Raw genomic sequence first — 16,781 nt, 5'->3', positions numbered from 1 at the left:
CCCGGTCCCGGTCCCGGTCCCGGCCCCGGCCCAGGGCATGGCGGCAGCGCTGCGCCCAGGGGCTGACCCGGACCGGAAGGCGGCGGAGCCGAGCCCGGCACAGGGGGCAGACGGATGAGCTTCTCACCCAGCGGAGCGCTCCGGCATACCGGCAGCCTCTTCGCCATGGCCCTGGACGTCCTCCGGACCCTGCCTCGACGCCCCTTTCAGGTACGGGAGTTCATCCAGCAGGCGTGGTTCATCGCGAGCGTCACCATCCTGCCCACGGCCCTGGTCTCCATCCCCTTCGGAGCGGTCATCGCGCTCCAGATCGGCAGCCTGACCCGGCAGCTCGGCGCCCAGTCGTTCTCCGGCGCCGCCTCTGTCCTGGCGGTACTTCGGGAGGCGTCCCCCATCGTCACGGCGCTGCTCATCGCCGGCGCCGGCGGCACCGCGATCTGCGCGGACCTCGGGGCACGCAAGATCCGGGAGGAGATCGACGCCATGCAGGTGCTCGGTATCGACCCGATCCACCGGCTGGTCGTGCCCCGGGTGCTGGCCACCATGCTCGTGGCGGTCTTGCTCAACGGCCTGGTCTCCGTTGTCGGGGTGGCCGGTGGCTATTTCTTCAACGTGGTCATGCAGAACGGCACTCCCGGTGCCTACCTGGCCTCCTTCACCACCCTCGCCCAGCTGTCCGACCTCTGGGCGGCCGAACTGAAGGCGCTGGTCTTCGGCGCCATCGCCGCGATCGTCGCCTCGTACAAGGGCCTGACCGCCAAGGGCGGCCCCAAGGGAGTCGGCGACGCCGTGAACCAGTCCGTGGTCATCACCTTCATGTTGCTGTTCGTGACGAACTTCGTGCTGACCGCCGTCTACTTCCAAATCGTTCCGCAGAGGGGATGACGATGACTCTGCTGAATCCGCTGAGGGTGCTCCAACAGGCCGGGCGCTCCCTGGAGGAGCTGGGCACGCAACTGGTCTTCTACGGGCGCTCCCTCGCCTGGACCGGCCGCACCCTGCGCCGCTACAAGAAGGAAGTCCTGCGCCTGCTCGCCGAGGTGAGCTTCGGCCGCGGCGCGCTGGCGGTCGTCGGCGGCACGGTCGGCGTCATCGCCTTCCTCTCCTTCTTCACCGGTACCGAGGTCGGACTTCAGGGCTACGCGGCGCTCAACCAGCTGGGCACGTCCAACTTCGTGGCGTTCCTGTCCGCGTACTTCAACACCCGCGAGATCGCCCCGCTGGTGGCCGGGCTCGCGCTGTCGGCGACGGTCGGCGCGGGCTTCACCGCCCAGCTCGGCGCGATGCGGATCAGCGAGGAGACCGACGCGCTTGAGGTGATGGGTGTCCCGTCGCTGCCGTTCCTGGTCACCACCCGGATGATCGCCGGCTTCGTGGCGGTGATCCCGCTGTACGTGATCGGGCTGCTGTCCTCCTACTTCGCCGCCCGTACCATCACCACCGGCTACTACGGGCAGTCCACCGGCACGTACGACCACTACTTCCAGCAGTACCTGCCACCGGTCGACGTGCTGTGGTCCTTCGGCAAGGTGATTGTCTTCGCCGTCGTGATCATCCTGGTGCACTGCTACTACGGCTACTACGCGAGCGGCGGCCCGGCCGGTGTCGGTGTCGCGGTCGGCCGCGGCGTACGGACGTCCATCGTGGCCGTCAACGTCCTCGACTTCTTCCTCAGCCTCGCCATCTGGGGCGCCAACACGACCGTACGGATAGCGGGGTAGACGGATGCGTATACGAATACCGGCCCCGGCACTCACGCGGCCCACCCAACTGCGGCTGTACGGCATCGTCTTCATCGCCGTGATCGCGCTGCTGCTGTCCCTGACGCTCGCCGTCTACCAGCAGGTGTTCACCTCCGTCGTCCGGATCACCCTGGAGGCGGACACCCTAGGCAACCAGCTGGAGCCGCGCGCGGACGTCAAGCTGCGCGGCCTGCTGGTCGGCGAGGTACGCGAGGTCGAGGCCGACGGCGAGAAGGCGACCCTCTCCCTCGCGCTGAGGCCGGAGCATGTCCCCCTCATCCCGGCCGACGTCCATGCCCGGCTGCTGCCCAAGACCCTGTTCGGCGAGAAGTACGTCGACCTGGTCGCCCCCCAGAAGCCGTCGGTACGGCATATCCGCGCCGGTGACGTCATCACCCAGGACCGCACCACGGTCGGCATAGAGCTTCAGCGGCTGATGAACGACCTGCTGCCGCTGCTGCGCACGGTGAAGCCCGGCGAGCTGAACGCCACCCTGTCCGCCTTCGCCAACGCCCTCGAAGGGCGCGGCGACCGGATCGGCGACAACCTCACCCGCCTCGACGACTACTTGCGTCGGCTCAACCCGCATATGCCCTCCCTCAAGGAGGACATCGCCCGGTTCGCCGATGTGGCCGAGGTGTACCGCGACGCCGCCCCGGACCTGCTGCGGATCCTGGACAACACCCTCACCACCAGCCGGACGCTGGTCGAGCAGAAGAACCAGCTCGCGTCGGTCCTCGCCCACACCGCCACCGCCGCGAACACCACGGAAGGCGTACTCGACGAGAACTCCGAACGGTTGATCACCCTGGGCCGCGTCTCCCGTCCCACCCTCGCCCTGTTCGCCCGCTACTCGCCGGAGTACCCGTGCCTGCTGTCCGGGCTGGTGCGCCAGGAAGCGGCGTCCGAAGAGGCGTTCAAGGGCGGAAGGATGCGCATCACCCTCGAATTCGTCCACCCACGTCCCCCCTACCGACCCGGCGAGGAACCGCGCTATGCCGACCGCTCAGGACCCAACTGCAGAGGTCTGCCCCACCCTCACGTACCAGCACCGCCGATCAAGCTCAACGACGGTACGTCGGCGAGTAGTACGGGCCGCACCGTGTCCGGAACCCCGGCCGAACAGCACGCCGTCGCCTCACTCGTGTCCCCGGTCATGGGCGTGCCCGCCGACGAGGTGCCGGCGGTCACGACCCTGCTCTTCGGACCGATGGCACGGGGAACGGCGGTGAGTGTCATATGAGCACGACGAGTCGTATCCGTCGCCCGAACGCGATGGCGACAGCCCCCCAGCTGATCAAACTCGGCGTCTTCGCGGTGGTGACCGTGGCAGCGACCGCCGTGCTCGCGGCCACCATCGTCAATCTCTCCTTCACCCCCAAGGAGACCTACACTGCCGTGTTCAGCGATGTCACCAGCCTGGAGGAGGGCGACGACATCCGGGTCGCGGGGGTGCGGGTCGGCGAGGTCGAGAGCATCGCCATCACGGACCGGACGCTGGCCGCGGTGACCTTTACCGTCTCCCGCGACCGGCCGCTGCTCACCAGCACCCGTGCCGTGATCCGCTACCGGAGCCTGGTCGGGCAGCGGTACATCGCGCTGGCGGAAGGGGCGGGGGAGGGGGAGCGGCTGCGGCCCGGCGGGCGGATCCCGCTCTCCCGTACCGAGCCCGCACTCGATCTCAACGCCCTGCTGAACGGGTTCAAGCCGCTGTTCGCCGCACTGAGCCCGAAGGACGTCAACCAGCTCGCCACCGAGATCATCAAGACCCTGCAGGGCGAGGGCGGTACCGTCCGCAGCCTGCTCGCGCACACCGCCTCGCTCACCACGACACTCGCCGAACGCGACAAGCTGATCGGTTCGGTCATCGACAACCTCAATACCGTGCTGAGCACCGTGGACAAGCGCAGCACCCGCTTCTCCGAGCTGATCGCGCAGCTGCAACGGCTGATCTCGGGCCTGTCGGCCGACCGTAAGCCCATCGGTGAATCGCTGGCGGGCATCAACGGCCTCGCGGAGGCCACCTCCGGCCTCCTTAACGACGCCCGGCCGCCGCTGAAGACCGATATCGCCGAGCTGGCCAAGCTCACGGAAACGCTGAACGGCCACGAGAAGACCGTGGAGGGTGTCCTGCAGCGGCTGCCGAACAAGCTCAACGAGCTGACCGGCACCGCCTCGTACGGCTCCTGGTTCAACTTCTATCTCTGCGACTTCGACGGCCGGATCGTGCTGCCGAAGACCAACGAGATCATCACCCCCGAACTCCATGTCGCCCGGGCGAGGTGCGGCCGTTGATCCCCTTCCGTGAACGCAATCCCTTGGGTGTCGGCGCCGCCGGCCTCACCACGATCGCGCTGCTGATCGCCGCCGCGTTCAACGTCGAGAGCCTTCCGCTGATCGGCGGTGGCGAGACGTACAGCGCGGCATTCTCCGAGGCCGGCGGGCTGCGCGCCGGCGACGAGGTGCGGATCGCCGGCGTCAAGTCCGGCAAGGTCGACGCGGTCGAGCTGGCCGGCGACCACGTCAAGGTGACCTTCCGGATCAAGGGAGACCCGGAGCTCGGGGCCCGTACCGGTGCGTCGATCCGTATCAAGACGATCCTGGGCGCCAAGTACCTCGCGCTGGAGCCGAAGGGCTCAGGCCGGCTGAAGCCGGGCAGCGAGATCCCACTGAGCCGCACGGTCCCGGCGTACGACGTGGTGGCGGCCTTCAGCGACCTCACCACGACCACCGAACAGATCGACAAGCAGCGGCTGGCCGCCTCCCTGGACACCATCTCCACCACCTTCGAGGACGCCCCCGAGGAGGTCAAAGCCTCCATCCAGGGGCTCTCGAAGATCTCCCGGACCGTGGCCTCGCGCGATGAGGCGCTACGCGAACTCCTCGACCACGCCAACGGGGTCACCGGAGTGCTCGCCGAGCGGAAGGACGAGTTCGGCAAGCTGGTCAAGGACGGCGACGCGCTGTTCAAGGAGATCCACGCGCGGCGCCAGGCCATCCACGCGCTGCTGGGGAGCTCCGTCGCCCTCAGCATCCAGCTCTCCGGCCTGGTCAGGGACAACCAAGCGGAGATCGGGCCGGCGCTCAGCCGCCTGAACACCGTGGTGCGGATGCTGGAACGCAATCAGGCGAGCCTCGACCGCAGCATCCAGCTCATGGCGCCCTTCGCGAGGGTCTTCACCAACACCCTCGGCAACGGCCGATGGTTCGACAGCTACATCCAGAACCTGGTCGCACCCACACCGGTGGTTCCACGGACGGGAGGGACACGATGAGGATCCCGATGCGGCTTGCGCTGAAGCTCCCGAAGCCGTCGGCGAAGCTCGCGCCGAACAGGCGTCTCGTCCGCCGCCTCGCGTTCGCCACCGTGCTGGTGGTGGCCGCCGCCCTGGCCGTCGTACAGCTCTCCGAGTCACCGAAGGTCCGGGTGACCGCGTACTTCCCGCGTACCGTCGGCATCTACCCCGGCTCCGACGTGCGCGTGCTCGGCATCCCGATCGGCGAGGTCAAGAAGATCACGCCGCAGGGTGCCCGGGTGCGCGTGGAGCTGGAGTACGACGCCCAGTACAAGGTCCCCGAGGAGGCCAAGGCGGCCATCATCAACTCCTCGGTGGTCAGCGACCGTTACGTCCAGCTGCTGCCCGTCCACCGCGGCGGCCCGGTGCTGAAGAGCGGCGCGGTCATCCCCGAGGAGCGCACGGCCGTACCGGTCGAGCTGGACCGGGTCTTCGACAGCCTCCGTATGACGGCGGACGCGCTCGGCCCCCAGGGCGCCAACAAGGACGGCTCGCTCTCCCGGCTGCTCGCCGTCGGCGCGGACAACCTCCAGGGCCAGGGCGCGCAGCTGCACCAGACGGTCGAGGACCTCTCGCAGGCCGTCACCACACTGTCCGACGGCCGGCAGGACCTGTTCGGGACCGTACGGAATCTGCAGGTGTTCACCGCCGCGCTGGCGGCCGACGACGCCGACGTCCGGTCGTTCAACGACAGCCTGGCCAAGGTGGCCGAGCAACTGGCCGGGGAACGCCAGGACCTCGCCGCGGCGATCAAGCATCTTGCGGCCGCGCTCGCCGATGTGTCCGAGTTCGTGAAGCAGAACAAGAAGGACCTGACCGCCGATGTGAAGGGCCTGGCCAACGTGACCAACGTGCTCGTCACGCAGCGCGCCGCCCTCCAAGAGCTGCTCGAAGTCGCCCCCGCCGGGCTGTCCAATCTGCAGAACGCCTACAACCCCTCATCCGGCACGCTCGACACCCGCAGCAACCCCGAACAGCTCCACGACCCGGCCGAGCTGCTGTGCTCCCTGCTGAAGACGACCGGGGAGAAGACCGACTGCCGGGATCTGAAGACCCTGTTCGACTCCCTGCCCAAGCTGCCCGCGGCCGACCCGCTCACCGGAGCGGCACTTCCCGTGGCCGCAACGGGCTCGATGGACAAGACGCTCGGCGGAATCCTGGAGGCCCGTACGTGACGTACATGAGAGCTCCGCTCAAGGCAGCCTTGTGGACGGCCGCCGGTTCGCTGCTGCTGACCGGCTGCGAGTTCAAGGGCCTGTACGAAATTCCCCTGCCCGGCGGCGCGGCCGCGGACGGGCGCAGCTACCGGGTCACGGTCGAGTTCCAGGACGTCCTCGATCTCGTCCCGCAGTCCACGGTAAAGGTCAACAACGTGACCGTTGGAGCCGTCGAGAGGGTGGAACTGGACGGGTGGCACGCCCGGGTGCGGCTGCGGATCTCCGACTCGGTCAAGCTCCCCGGCAACGCGGTCGCCGAGCTGCGCCAGACCAGCATGCTCGGTGAGAAGTACGTGGCACTGTCGGCGCCGGCGGATACCGAGCCGGTGGGCAGGCTCACCGACGGCGCGCGGATCCCGCTCTCCCGCAGCGGCCGCAACCCCGAAATCGAAGAGGTGCTGTCTGCGCTGTCGGCCCTGCTCAACGGCGGTGGAGTCGCACAGCTCCACACCATCACCACGGAGCTGAACAAGGCCTTGGAGGGTCGCGAGGATCGGGTCAAGTCCCTGCTCTCCGAGCTGGACACGTTCCTCGGTGGCCTCGACGCCCAGAAGAAGGAGATCGTCCGCGCGCTGGAGGGCGTCGACACATTGGCCGCCACCCTCGCCAAGGAGAAGAAGACGATCGACCAGGCCCTCACCACCGTGCCGCCCGCGCTGAAGGTGCTGGCCGACGAGCGGGCCAAGCTGACCACCATGCTCACTTCGCTGTCGGCGCTGGGTGAGACGGGCACGAAGGTGATCAACGCGTCGCGCGACGACGTGATCACGAATCTGCGCGCGCTCCAGCCGATCCTGCAGCAGTTGAACAAGGCGGGCGCCGACCTGCCGGGCGCACTGGAGCTGCTGACGACCTATCCCTTCCCGCGCAATGTGGTGGACGCGATCAAGGGCGACTACGTCAACCTCAAGGTCACCGCCGATCTCGACCTGCGCAGCGTCTACGGAAACCTGGCCGGTCAGCCCCCGAAGCCCGCCGCGCCCGTGCCTCCTGGGCTGCCAGGCGCCCCCACTCCCGGGCTGCCCGAAGTCCCCGCGCTCCCGGGCCTCCCCGAAACCCCCGCCCTTCCACGAGTTCCCCAGGCCCCGAAGCCGCCTGGGACGCCAGAACTGCCTGGCGGCTCGGGCGGCTCGGGCGGGTCGGGCGGCGTCGAGCTGGACTGCCTGCCGCTCTGCCTGTCGGCCAACCAGGCCTCGTACACCGCTTACAGCGGAGGAGACGGCAACGGTGGCCTTCCGCCGGGTGTCGACCTCGCGCTCGCCGAGCTGCTGATGAAGGGACTGGCGCCGTGATCACCCGCACAGTCAAGACCCAGCTGCTCGCCTTCACGCTCATCACCGTGATCGGGGTGTCCTACGTCGGCGCCGAGTACACCGGACTGGCCGACCGCGCCCTGGACCGCGGATACACCGTACGGGCCGACTTCGCCGACTCGGGAGGCATCTACTCCGGGGCCGAGGTCACGTACCGAGGGGTGCCCGTGGGCCGCGTGGGCGATCTGCGGCTGACCGGCTCCGGCGGAGTCTCGGTGGGGCTGCTTCTGGAGGACTCCCCGAGGATCCCGGCGGACAGCCTGGCCGTGGTGGCGAACCGCTCGGCCGTCGGCGAGCAGTACGTGGACCTGCAGCCGCGCTCCGGCAGCGGCCCGTATCTGCGGGACGGCAGCTCCATCCCCCGCCATGACACCCGGGTGCCGATGCCCACGACGGACCTGATTCTGAGCCTGGACCGGCTGGTCAACTCGGTGGACAAGCAGGACCTGCGGATCACGGTCGACGAACTGGGCAAGGGGTTCTCCGGCACCGGCCCCCACCTGACGCGGCTGGTGGACTCGGGCAACGCCCTGGTCGAGGCGGCCTCCGATTCCCTTCCCCAGACCATCGCGCTGATCGAGGACTCCCGGAAGGTCCTGAAGACGCAGGCCGATCAAGGTTCGGCGATCACGTCCTTCTCCCGGGATCTGGCGGCGCTCACCGCGCAGTTGAGGGCGAGCGACGGTGATATCCGCGCTCTGATGGCCAACGGCACCTCCGCCGCCCAGCAGGTGGATTCCCTCATGAGGGACACCCGTCCCCACCTCCCGGTTCTGCTGGGCAACCTGATCAGCGGAGGTCAGATCACCCTCGCCCGGCTGCCCGGTGTGGAACAGATGCTGGTCACCTTCCCCGCGGTCGTCTCCGGCAGCTACACAGTGCTTCCCGGAGACGGCACAACCCACTTCGGAATGGTCGTCAACGCCGACGACCCGCCGCCCTGCCGCCCGGGGTACGGAACCCAGCGCCGCGACCCCGCCGACACCACCGACCGCCCGGCCAACACCGGCGCCCGCTGCACGGCCCCGCGCGGCGGCGACACGTCCGTCCGCGGCGCCCAGAACGCACCGGGAAGCCGCGTACAGATCGGCTCGACGGGCGGAGCACAGACCGTATTCGGAAAGGACTCCTGGCAATGGCTGCTCGTGGGCCCCATGGCATGACCCGCATACTCGCCGTCCTGGCTGCCGTACTGATGGCTTCCTCCGGCTGGCTGGGCCTCCAGCTGTACGAGCGCGATGAGGAGGACCGGCGGGACCAGGACATCCTGGCCGCCGCCCGCCAGTCGGCGCTGAACTTCACCTCGCTCGACTACCGCCAATACGAGCGGGACAGCAAGACCGTCCTGAACGGCGCGACCGGGGAGTTCAAGAAGCAGTTCTCGGCCCAGACCGCGGAGCTGACGAAGATTGTCGCCGAGAACAAGTCCGTCTCGGAGGGACAGATCATCGACGCGGGCATCGCCCGGGCCGACGACCGCACGGCCCGTGTCCTGGTGGTCGCCGACGGCAAGGTCACCAACGTCGCCGCCCCCGAGGGCACGTCCCGTAACTACCGCCTTCAGCTCGACCTCGTCTTCGAGGGCGGGCAGTGGCTGACGTCCAACGTCGAATTCGTCGGCTGACAGGAGAACTACCATGGCGAACACGACCGTTCGAGCCCGCCGGCGCTCCGTGGCGGCAGCCGCGCGCGCGGCAGCCAAACGCGCCGAGCAGGCAAGCCGCCGGCAGGAGGCCGACCTGGAGCCGGCCGCCCCGGAGCCGGCGGACACGATGCCCGCCAAGCCGGCCCGCAGCCGACCCCGTCGCCTCACCGCACTACTCGGCATTGTGGTCCTACTGGCCCTGGCCGCAACGGCCACGCTCGCCTGGAAGTACCGAGAGGCCGAGCGCACGACCGAGGCCCGCGCAGCGGCCCTGACGGCGGCCCGCAAGGCCGCCCCGGTGATCCTCTCGTACGACTACCGCCACCTGGACCGCGACTTCGCCGCGGCCCGCGGCCACCTCACCGGCCCCTTCCTCGACCAGTACAGCAAGACCACGGAGACCGTGGTGGCGCCCACTGCCAAGACCTACAGCGGAGTGGTGAAAGCCGCCATCGCGACCGGCGACGCCGCCCCGGCGGCGTCGGTGATCTCAGCGTCCCCGAACAAGGCCGTCGTCCTGCTCTTCATGAACCAGCTCACCACCAGCACCCAGATCGCCACCCCGCGTCTCGACCTCAACCGCGTCCGCATGACCCTCGTCCGCACTCCACAAGGCTGGAAGGTCAGCGCTGTGGACGCGCTGTGACCGGGGCCCGGGGCCCTGGAGTGGATACTCGCTGGTGCCGGTCAAACCGATCACCCTGCTGGGCGTTGCGGCGCTAGCCCGATAGGCGCTCTGACCTGCGGCGATCGACCTTTCGGCCCCTTTCACCGTGCTGCCCGTTTGTGCAGCCGATCCTCCCCAGCCGCTCCCCAACGGGCCCTCATTCTCCCCAGATTCTCTCCAGCCGAGGCCGTCCCCGAAGGAACATCGCCGCTGGTCAGGGCATCGATCCAGGCGGCGGGGCCTCATTGTGGAGGAGGAGCTGGGGAGGGCCATCATGCCGCCAGGCAGCTCTTGGGTCACGCGGGTCTTGCGGATCAGGCGGCCCTGGGCATCGTGTTCGTACGCTGTGCGGCCGGCGCTGCGGATGAGGGTGCCGGCGAATGCGCGGTCACCGGCGGTGTCGTGAGCGGGGGCGGTGGCGTGGGTGAGGTTGCCCGCCGCGTCGTAGGCGTACGTCTCGGTCCAGCCGTGCGCGCGGACGCCCGTGACGCGGCCCACGCCGTCCAGGTCGAACCGGCGGGTGCCCGAGGTCAGTTCGCGGATCTCGGTGAGGTAGCCGTCTTCGCGGTAGGCGTACGTGCGGTGCTGGAGCAGACGATCGGCCTCGTTCAGGTGGCCTGAAAGAGTCTGTTCGGTGAGGCGGTGGGCGGCGTCCCAGGACTGGGTGAGGGTGACGGCGTCGCCGAGGCGGCGCTCGGTCTCGGGGCCGGCGGCGTCGTAGGTGAAGGTCAGTGAGCCGGCTTCGGTGCCGAGTCCGGTGGGGCGTCCTGCCGCGTCATAGGTCCAGTATGACGTGACACCCGATGGGGTGATGCGCCGGGAGACACGGCCCCGCAGGTCGTACGCGTAGGCGGTGGTTCTGCCGTTGACGGTTTCTGTGAGCGTCCGGCCCAGGAGGTCCCGCTCGATGGCTACCTCTGCGTCCGCGTTGGCCGTGTGGATCAGATGGCCTGATGCGCCGTAGGTATACGTGGTGACGTCGCCCGCGTCGGTGCGCTGCTCGATGACGCGGCCGAGTACAAGTTCGTAGGGATCTATTCTCCCCAGCGGCTCCCCAGGGCAGGGCGGTTGCAAGTTCCCGGATCGCGTAGATTGCCTGTTTTCAGGGGGAGTTAGTGCGGCAACGGCGCAGGCACGAGACCAGTGATCATCAGGGTGTCTACGCCAGCTGATCACATTGAGGTCCCGTGCCTGCCGCTCCATCCTCCCGGATCCCCCATACCCTGCGGGAGCGCCGTGGTCAGGGCGGCTGTGAGCCCGCTACGGTCCGCGATCTTCCGCAGCAGCACGATTCCCGCGTGCCCAACGAGGTTCTTCTCGTCGGCCCGCACCATGAGCCGCCGGTCCCACCCGCTACCCTTCGCCTTCTGGGTGCACCCCGCTTCGCGACGTTCTTGATCTAGACAATCCAGATCATCGCAGGTGAGAGAGGCACTCTTCCGTTGCCAGATCGTCAGTTCACCGGGAGACAGCGCCCGTCGCTGAATACACAAGGTTCATGACGTTCTTCTCGGTCGTCAGCCGTAGGCTGTTGTGGGAAAACGAGGGGGGAGACGATGACTGACGACCGCAAGGCAATCGTTCCGGTGTGGACGCTGGCGACCGGTGACGTCCGGGTGCCGGCATTGGTCGGAGACGAGCCGATGACGGCTGAGCGCTTGGCTGAACTGCGCAGTGTGCTGGCAGTCCTGGCCGACGAGCCGATTGCCACACTCGAGGTACATCCGCTGCCCGACAAGCTCGACCGCAGCCGAGGTATCCCGCTCGATGCCGCGAGTCCCTTGGCAGAGCACCTGTCGAAGCTCATCACGCAATCAGCGCGAGGTTCCTCTGTGGCGGCTACGGCGACCGCTGCCGGCGAAGGCCTGTATCGCATGGTGGTTCCGGCGAAGGTTGCCGCCCAGCTCGGTCAGGGCATCGTTCGCCCGATGGCGTCAAAAGTGGCGGCCGGCGGCATCCACGGTGTACTCGTGAACTCAACGGGCATCGCCGCCCAGGCGACGTTCGTGCCAGTCGGTAAAGCGGCAGCTGCAGGCGCAGTCGGTGGAGCCGGTGCAACAGCCGGCGTCGCGGTCGCTGGCAGCGCGGCGTTCACCGTGGCCGCGCCGCTCGTGCTCATGGCCGTAGCGATGGGGCTGAGCGCGAATGCCGACCACAAGCGCCAGCAGGCTATCGAGCACATCACAGAACTGCTGGAGCAACTGCACGAACAGAAGCTCGATGACGAGCGCAGCGAACTCGACGGCTGCCGCGATGCCATTGACAAAGCCACCGCCGTTCTGCTCGACCAGGGCAAGCTCGGTGTCTCGCTGGGACTGGACTCGGCAGTGCATGCCATCAGCAAGGCCCTGGCCGCCGCTGACCGCCGCCTTGCCAAGTGGCAGAGCGCACTCGACAAGCTGCCCGACGGCAAGGCCGTCGAGATCGGCACGCTCAACAAGTCGTTCCCCGGCGTCGACGACCATGGCGGCACGTTTCGCACCCACCTCGAACTCGCTGCCTTGGCCATTGCGCTGAAGCGGCGAGTCATTGTCCTGCAGGCCGTCGAGCATGCCCAGATCGACCCTGGCAACTTGTTCGAGAACTTTGCCCGCGCACTCAAGGCCGACCAGCAGCGCCTCGACAAACTGGAGTCGAGCATCGCCGGGGTCCTGGAGCGCCTGTCGGCGCTGGAGCTGGCACGCACGTCCAGTTTGCTGCCCCTGATGCACATCGGTGACGTCGATCGCCTGCTGCGCGCGGCAAACGGGCTTCACAAGCTGGGCGACGGCGTCATGGTCAACAGCCCCACGACAGACGTGGCGATTGAGATTGCCCGCAACAAGGACGGCTCAGTGGTCGTGTTCCCTGCGCTGCCCGCGTAGGCGTAGGCGCGCTCGCACTCACTTGGTGAGTGGTGCGGGGTTGCCCGAAACCTCGAACGCGGTTGTGGCTCTCATCGCATTGTTCAGCACCATGACCGACGGCAGGGCGGTTGCAAGTCCGGGGATCGCGTAGATTGCCTGTGTTCAGGGGGAGTTGGGGCGGCAACGGCGCAGGCACGAGACCAGTGATCATCAGGGTGTCTACGCCAGCTGCTCACATTGAGGTCCCGTGCCTGCCGCCCATCCTCCCCCGATCCCTGCCGTCCTGGCGAAACTGGGCCCCCTTCACCAGCACGACACCGGCCGTTTGCGCGCCCACCTCCAGCGCGTACCCGACCCGCGTTCGCGTCGCGGGAGGTGGTATCCCCTGGTCCGCTTGCTGCTGATCTGCGCCTGCGCAGTCGTCTCCGGCGCCCGGACCGTCACCGAGATCACCGAGTGGGGACAGCGCGCCACCACCACGGTGCTGGAACAGCTCGGCATCCGCCGCCACCTGCCCGGACGTCGGCGCGCCCCGTCCCATGCCACCCTCACCCGGCTCCTGGCCGTCCTCGACGGCGATGCCCTGGACGCCGCGATCGGCACCTACCTGGCCGAACGCGACCACATCAATGCCGGCGGCACCCGCTTCGCGCCGCGGCTGGCGATCGCGGTGGACGGCAAGGCTCTGTCCGGCTCCGCGCACCGACAGCAGCGCCACCGCCACCTGCTGTCCGCCGTCACCCACGCCCCCGTCGTCACCCTGGCCCAGCGGGAGGTGGGGGCCAAGACCAACGAGACGGCCGCCTTCCGCCCGCTGCTGGAACCACTCGACCTGGCCGGCGCCGTGGTCACCTTCGACGCCCTGCACAGCGTCAAGGACCAGGTGCGCTGGCTGGTGCAGGAGAAGAAGGCCCACTACATCGCGGTGATCAAGGGAAATCAGCCGACCGCGTCGGTCCAGGTCAAGGCCCTGCCGTGGGAGCAGGTGCCCATAGCACACACCGTCTCCGGGACCGGGCACGGCCGGCGGGAGTCCCGCTCGGTCAAGACCATGGCCATCGCGGTGAACCTGGGTGGGATCGCCTTCCCGGAAGCGCGGCTGGTATTGCGCATCCACCGGCGCCGCCAGGAGAGCGGCAAGCGTCAGACCCGGGAGACGGTCTACGCCGTCACCAGCCTCGATACCCACCAGGCCAGCCCTGCCGAATTGGGCGGATACGTGCGCGGGCACTGGGGAATCGAAAATTCCAGCCACCATGTCAGAGATGTGGTGTTCGCCGAGGACGCCTCCACCGTCCACACCGGCAGCGCGCCGCGGGCGATGGCCGCTTTGCGGAACCTGGCCATCGGCAGGCTGCGGCTGCTGGGAGCGGACAACATCGCCAAGACCACCCGAGCAATCCGGGACGAACCCGAACACGCCGTCTGGATCTGGGGCATCACCGATAGCCCACTCCTACCGGGAACTTGAAGCCACCCTGTCCCCAGGGCACGTCACGCGCTCGATTTTCGGCGGTGCAGATGCAAATGGAATTGGTGGGCGGTGTGGTTAGTCACTGAATCTAGAGCCAGTCCCGACGTTTGAAGATCAGGTACAAACTGATGCAAACTGCCGCCATTAGGGCCACTGCGAAGGGGTATCCGAACACCCAGCGCAGCTCTGGCATGGCTTCGAAGTTCATGCCATAGACAGTCCCAACGAGTGTAGGCGCAAACAGAATTGCCGCCCAACTTGAGATCTTCTTGATCTCCTCGTTCTGTTCGAAGCCGGCTTCGGCGAGGGCGCGCATTTCGGCGTTCTGTTGTTGGGAGACCAGGGTGGCGTTGACCGTCAGGATTTCGGTGAGGGCCTGGCGGAAGCCGTCGACGCGTTCGCTGGTGTGGGTGACGTGGTCCGCCACGTCGCGGAGGTAGCGCTGGAGTTCCTCGTCCGTGCCGTATTTCGCGAAGCCGGCCATCAGGCCGTGGAGCATGCCGACCAGGGGGCGGGTGGCGCGCTGGAACTCGACCATTTCGCGGGAGAGTTCGTAGATGCGGCGGGAGACCGCGGGGTCGCCGCGGAAGACTTCCGTCTCGATTTCGTCGATGTCGGTCTGGACGCCCTCGACGACTGGGGCGTACCCGTCGACCACCGCGTCGAGGATGGCGTACAGGGCGGCCTCGGGGCCGAGGGAGAGGAGCTCCGGGGTTCCCTCCATGCGGCGGCGGACGCTGGAGAGGTCCGGGGCTCCGCCGTGGCGGACCGTGATCAGGAAGTCCGGGCCGACGAAGACGTGGAGCTCGCCGAACTCCACCTCCTCCTGGGCGTCGAGGTAGCGGGCGGCGCGCAGGACGACGAAGAGGGTGTCGCCGTAGCGCTCCAGCTTGGGGCGCTGGTGGGCCTCCAGGGCGTCCTCGACGGCGAGTTCGTGGAGGTTGAACTCGGCGGCCAAGGAATGGAGTTCGGGCTCGGTGGGGCGGTGCAGGCCGATCCACGCCATGCCGTCGGGTTCTTCGCGCAGCTGCCGGAAGGTGTCGGCCAGTGTCGCGGGAGAGGCGATCCGGCGGCCGTCGCGGTAGACGGCCGAATCGATGACGCTGCGGTGGTTCGGGGGAGCGGGTGCGGGCGGCGCGGGCTGTGGGGCGGGCGGCTGCGCCCCCGCCGGGGGAGTGGCGCCCGGGGAGCCGGGGCGGCGCCACGCCGCGCGCTTCGCGGCGGAGGGCGGGGTGCGGCGGTCTGGGCGCTCCGACATCTCAGGTCAGCTCCCGGTCGAACGTCTGTTTACGGGCGAGGTGCAGGATATAGGGGAGAAAGGGCTGCGTATGGGTGTTGGGCTTCGGGGTGCGGTCCGAGGTTGCGGACAGGGGGTGTCCGCAAGGGGGGTTAGTTTGCTGCCATGGCCTCCAGGACAACGCATCCCGTACTCGACACCCGGTCACTGAACCGTGCCACGCTCGCCCGCCAGCTGCTCCTGAGCCGCGCCGAGATGTCCGCCGCGGACGCCGTCGGGCACCTCCTCGGGTTGCAGGCGCAGAACGTGAAGCCTCCCTACTACCAGCTCCACGCCCGGCTCGCCGGCTTCCGGCCCGCCGAGCTGGCCGGGCTCATGGAGTCCCGCGAGGTGGTCCGGATGGTCACCATGCGCTCGACGATCCACACCCACACCGCGCACGACGCCCTGACCCTGCGCCCGCTCGTCCAGCCCGCCCGCGACCGGGAGGTGAACTACTTCCGCAAGGGCCTCGTCGGGGTGGACCTGGACCGGCTCGCCGAGTGCGCCCGCGCCGTCGTCGAGAGCGAGCCGCGCACCATGGGCGAGATCCGCGAGGAACTGCTCAAGCACTGGCCCGACGCGGACCCGCAGTCCCTGTCCGTCGCCGCCCGCTGCCGGCTGCCGCTGGTCCAGGTCACGCCGCGCGGGGTGTGGGGGCGCAGCGGGCAGGTCCGCCTCACCACCGTCGAGAACTGGCTCGGAGGGCGGCCCGCCGGGGAGGCGGCGACGCAGTCCGTGGACGACGTCGTGTTGCGTTATCTCGCCGCCTTCGGGCCGGCCTCCGTCAAGGACATGCAGGTCTGGGCCGGGCTGACCCGGCTGCGCGAGGCCTTCGAGAGGCTGCGGCCCGGCCTGGCCGTCTTCCGGGACGAGAACGGCGTGGAGCTGTTCGACCTGCCCGACGCCCCGCGGCCCGACGCGCAGACCCCGGCGCCGCCGCGCTTCCTCCCCGAATTCGACAACCTTCTCCTCTCGCACGCCGACCGCAGCCGCGTGGTCACCCCGGAGGTCAAAGGGCGCACCTGGACGGGGAACCAGGCCCACTGCACCCTGCTCGTCGACGGCTTCGTCGCGGGCCTCTGGAAGGCGGAGGAGGGGAATGGGGTCACCGTGGAGCTGTTCGGGGAGGTTTCGGCGGTGCGGAAGGAGGAGATCGTCGCCGAGGCAGAGCTGATGATCTCCGCGATGGGAGATTCCGGGAGCGAGCCCGGACGGGGGTCCGTACGCTTCGGGCCGATTCGCGGCTGACCACGCCGTCAGCGGTCCGTGCCAGACTGCGGGCACTCGGCAGGCGTCAGTCGG

At 68.6% G+C, this 16,781-nt stretch carries 14 protein-coding genes and 1 pseudogene; 13 read left to right on the top strand and 2 right to left on the bottom strand.

From position 1 onward, the window contains the following. The first annotated feature begins 114 nt into the window (after positions 1-114). The 10 genes from J7E94_RS15300 to J7E94_RS15255 are packed head-to-tail and all read left to right on the top strand — an operon-like array spanning position 115 to position 9,859. On the top strand, positions 115-885 hold the full coding sequence (locus tag J7E94_RS15300; protein WP_214958201.1) for an ABC transporter permease: 771 nt from the start codon (positions 115-117) through the stop codon (positions 883-885). 2 nt (positions 886-887) lie between these two features. Continuing rightward, entirely contained in the window at positions 888-1,721 is an 834-nt protein-coding gene (locus J7E94_RS15295; RefSeq protein ID WP_215015848.1) for an ABC transporter permease, read from the top strand. A gap of 4 nt (positions 1,722-1,725) precedes the next feature. Continuing rightward, positions 1,726-2,985 (top strand): MCE family protein, encoded by a 1,260-nt coding sequence (locus J7E94_RS15290; RefSeq protein ID WP_215015846.1) that lies wholly within the window; start codon positions 1,726-1,728, stop codon positions 2,983-2,985. Beyond that, complete coding sequence (locus J7E94_RS15285; protein ID WP_215015845.1) at positions 2,982-4,037, top strand: MCE family protein; 1,056 nt, start codon at positions 2,982-2,984, stop codon at positions 4,035-4,037. The genes J7E94_RS15290 and J7E94_RS15285 overlap by 4 nt, the downstream gene beginning before the upstream one ends. Next, positions 4,034-5,017, top strand: a complete 984-nt coding sequence (locus tag J7E94_RS15280; RefSeq protein WP_215015844.1) for an MCE family protein — start codon at positions 4,034-4,036, stop codon at positions 5,015-5,017. The genes J7E94_RS15285 and J7E94_RS15280 overlap by 4 nt, the downstream gene beginning before the upstream one ends. Further along, positions 5,014-6,213, top strand: a complete 1,200-nt coding sequence (locus J7E94_RS15275; RefSeq protein ID WP_251056704.1) for an MCE family protein — start codon at positions 5,014-5,016, stop codon at positions 6,211-6,213. The genes J7E94_RS15280 and J7E94_RS15275 overlap by 4 nt, the downstream gene beginning before the upstream one ends. 5 nt (positions 6,214-6,218) lie before the next feature. Next, positions 6,219-7,547, top strand: coding sequence for an MCE family protein (locus tag J7E94_RS15270; protein WP_215015857.1), 1,329 nt, complete (start codon positions 6,219-6,221; stop codon positions 7,545-7,547). Then, positions 7,544-8,731: an MCE family protein gene (locus J7E94_RS15265; protein WP_215015842.1), complete on the top strand. Its 1,188-nt coding sequence runs from the start codon at positions 7,544-7,546 to the stop codon at positions 8,729-8,731. The genes J7E94_RS15270 and J7E94_RS15265 overlap by 4 nt, the downstream gene beginning before the upstream one ends. Further along, the gene (locus J7E94_RS15260) at positions 8,728-9,192 is read left to right on the top strand and encodes a hypothetical protein (protein ID WP_215015841.1); all 465 of its coding nucleotides are present in this window, start codon (positions 8,728-8,730) and stop codon (positions 9,190-9,192) included. Before J7E94_RS15265 ends, J7E94_RS15260 begins: the two co-directional genes overlap by 4 nt. Before the next feature lie 13 nt (positions 9,193-9,205). Further along, positions 9,206-9,859 carry a hypothetical protein gene (locus J7E94_RS15255; RefSeq protein WP_215015840.1) on the top strand — a complete coding sequence of 218 codons (654 nt, stop codon included), beginning with the start codon at positions 9,206-9,208 and terminating at the stop codon, positions 9,857-9,859. A gap of 435 nt (positions 9,860-10,294) precedes the next feature. Here J7E94_RS15255 and J7E94_RS15250 read toward each other — a convergent pair. After that, positions 10,295-11,083 (bottom strand): annotated as a pseudogene (locus J7E94_RS15250) (hypothetical protein); the annotation flags it as partial. A gap of 353 nt (positions 11,084-11,436) precedes the next feature. Between J7E94_RS15250 and J7E94_RS15245 the strand changes: the two are divergent. Next, complete coding sequence (locus J7E94_RS15245) at positions 11,437-12,744, top strand: hypothetical protein (protein ID WP_215015838.1); 1,308 nt, start codon at positions 11,437-11,439, stop codon at positions 12,742-12,744. Between the two features lie 229 nt (positions 12,745-12,973). After that, complete coding sequence (locus tag J7E94_RS15240) at positions 12,974-14,197, top strand: ISAs1 family transposase (protein ID WP_374224445.1); 1,224 nt, start codon at positions 12,974-12,976, stop codon at positions 14,195-14,197. 91 nt (positions 14,198-14,288) lie between these two features. Here the strand turns inward: J7E94_RS15240 and J7E94_RS15235 are convergent, their stop codons facing one another. Next, positions 14,289-15,458 (bottom strand): magnesium and cobalt transport protein CorA, encoded by a 1,170-nt coding sequence (locus tag J7E94_RS15235; RefSeq protein WP_215015836.1) that lies wholly within the window; start codon positions 15,456-15,458, stop codon positions 14,289-14,291. A 144-nt stretch (positions 15,459-15,602) separates the two neighbouring features. Between J7E94_RS15235 and J7E94_RS15230 the strand changes: the two genes are divergently transcribed. After that, entirely contained in the window at positions 15,603-16,727 is a 1,125-nt protein-coding gene (locus J7E94_RS15230; protein ID WP_215015834.1) for a winged helix DNA-binding domain-containing protein, read from the top strand. Positions 16,728-16,781 lie beyond the last annotated feature (54 nt).

Origin of the sequence: Streptomyces sp. ISL-94 (assembly GCF_018614075.1) — a bacterium.
Classification (GTDB): domain Bacteria; phylum Actinomycetota; class Actinomycetes; order Streptomycetales; family Streptomycetaceae; genus Streptomyces.
The sequence above is the reverse complement of the archived record's forward strand: the minus strand, read 5'-3'. Positions and strand labels throughout refer to the sequence as shown.

What these genes read in the sequence shown, in the direction of transcription:
- J7E94_RS15300 (WP_214958201.1), top strand. Translation starts at nt 115, where the DNA reads ATGAGCTTCTCACCCAGCGGAGCGCTCCGGCATACCGGCAGCCTCTTC.
- J7E94_RS15295 (WP_215015848.1), top strand. Translation starts at nt 888, where the DNA reads ATGACTCTGCTGAATCCGCTGAGGGTGCTCCAACAGGCCGGGCGCTCC.
- J7E94_RS15290 (WP_215015846.1), top strand. Translation starts at nt 1,726, where the DNA reads ATGCGTATACGAATACCGGCCCCGGCACTCACGCGGCCCACCCAACTG.
- J7E94_RS15285 (WP_215015845.1), top strand. Translation starts at nt 2,982, where the DNA reads ATGAGCACGACGAGTCGTATCCGTCGCCCGAACGCGATGGCGACAGCC.
- J7E94_RS15275 (WP_251056704.1), top strand. Translation starts at nt 5,014, where the DNA reads ATGAGGATCCCGATGCGGCTTGCGCTGAAGCTCCCGAAGCCGTCGGCG.
- J7E94_RS15270 (WP_215015857.1), top strand. Translation starts at nt 6,219, where the DNA reads ATGAGAGCTCCGCTCAAGGCAGCCTTGTGGACGGCCGCCGGTTCGCTG.
- J7E94_RS15260 (WP_215015841.1), top strand. Translation starts at nt 8,728, where the DNA reads ATGACCCGCATACTCGCCGTCCTGGCTGCCGTACTGATGGCTTCCTCC.
- J7E94_RS15255 (WP_215015840.1), top strand. Translation starts at nt 9,206, where the DNA reads ATGGCGAACACGACCGTTCGAGCCCGCCGGCGCTCCGTGGCGGCAGCC.
- J7E94_RS15245 (WP_215015838.1), top strand. Translation starts at nt 11,437, where the DNA reads ATGACTGACGACCGCAAGGCAATCGTTCCGGTGTGGACGCTGGCGACC.
- J7E94_RS15235 (WP_215015836.1), bottom strand. Translation starts at nt 15,458, where the DNA reads ATGTCGGAGCGCCCAGACCGCCGCACCCCGCCCTCCGCCGCGAAGCGC.
- J7E94_RS15230 (WP_215015834.1), top strand. Translation starts at nt 15,603, where the DNA reads ATGGCCTCCAGGACAACGCATCCCGTACTCGACACCCGGTCACTGAAC.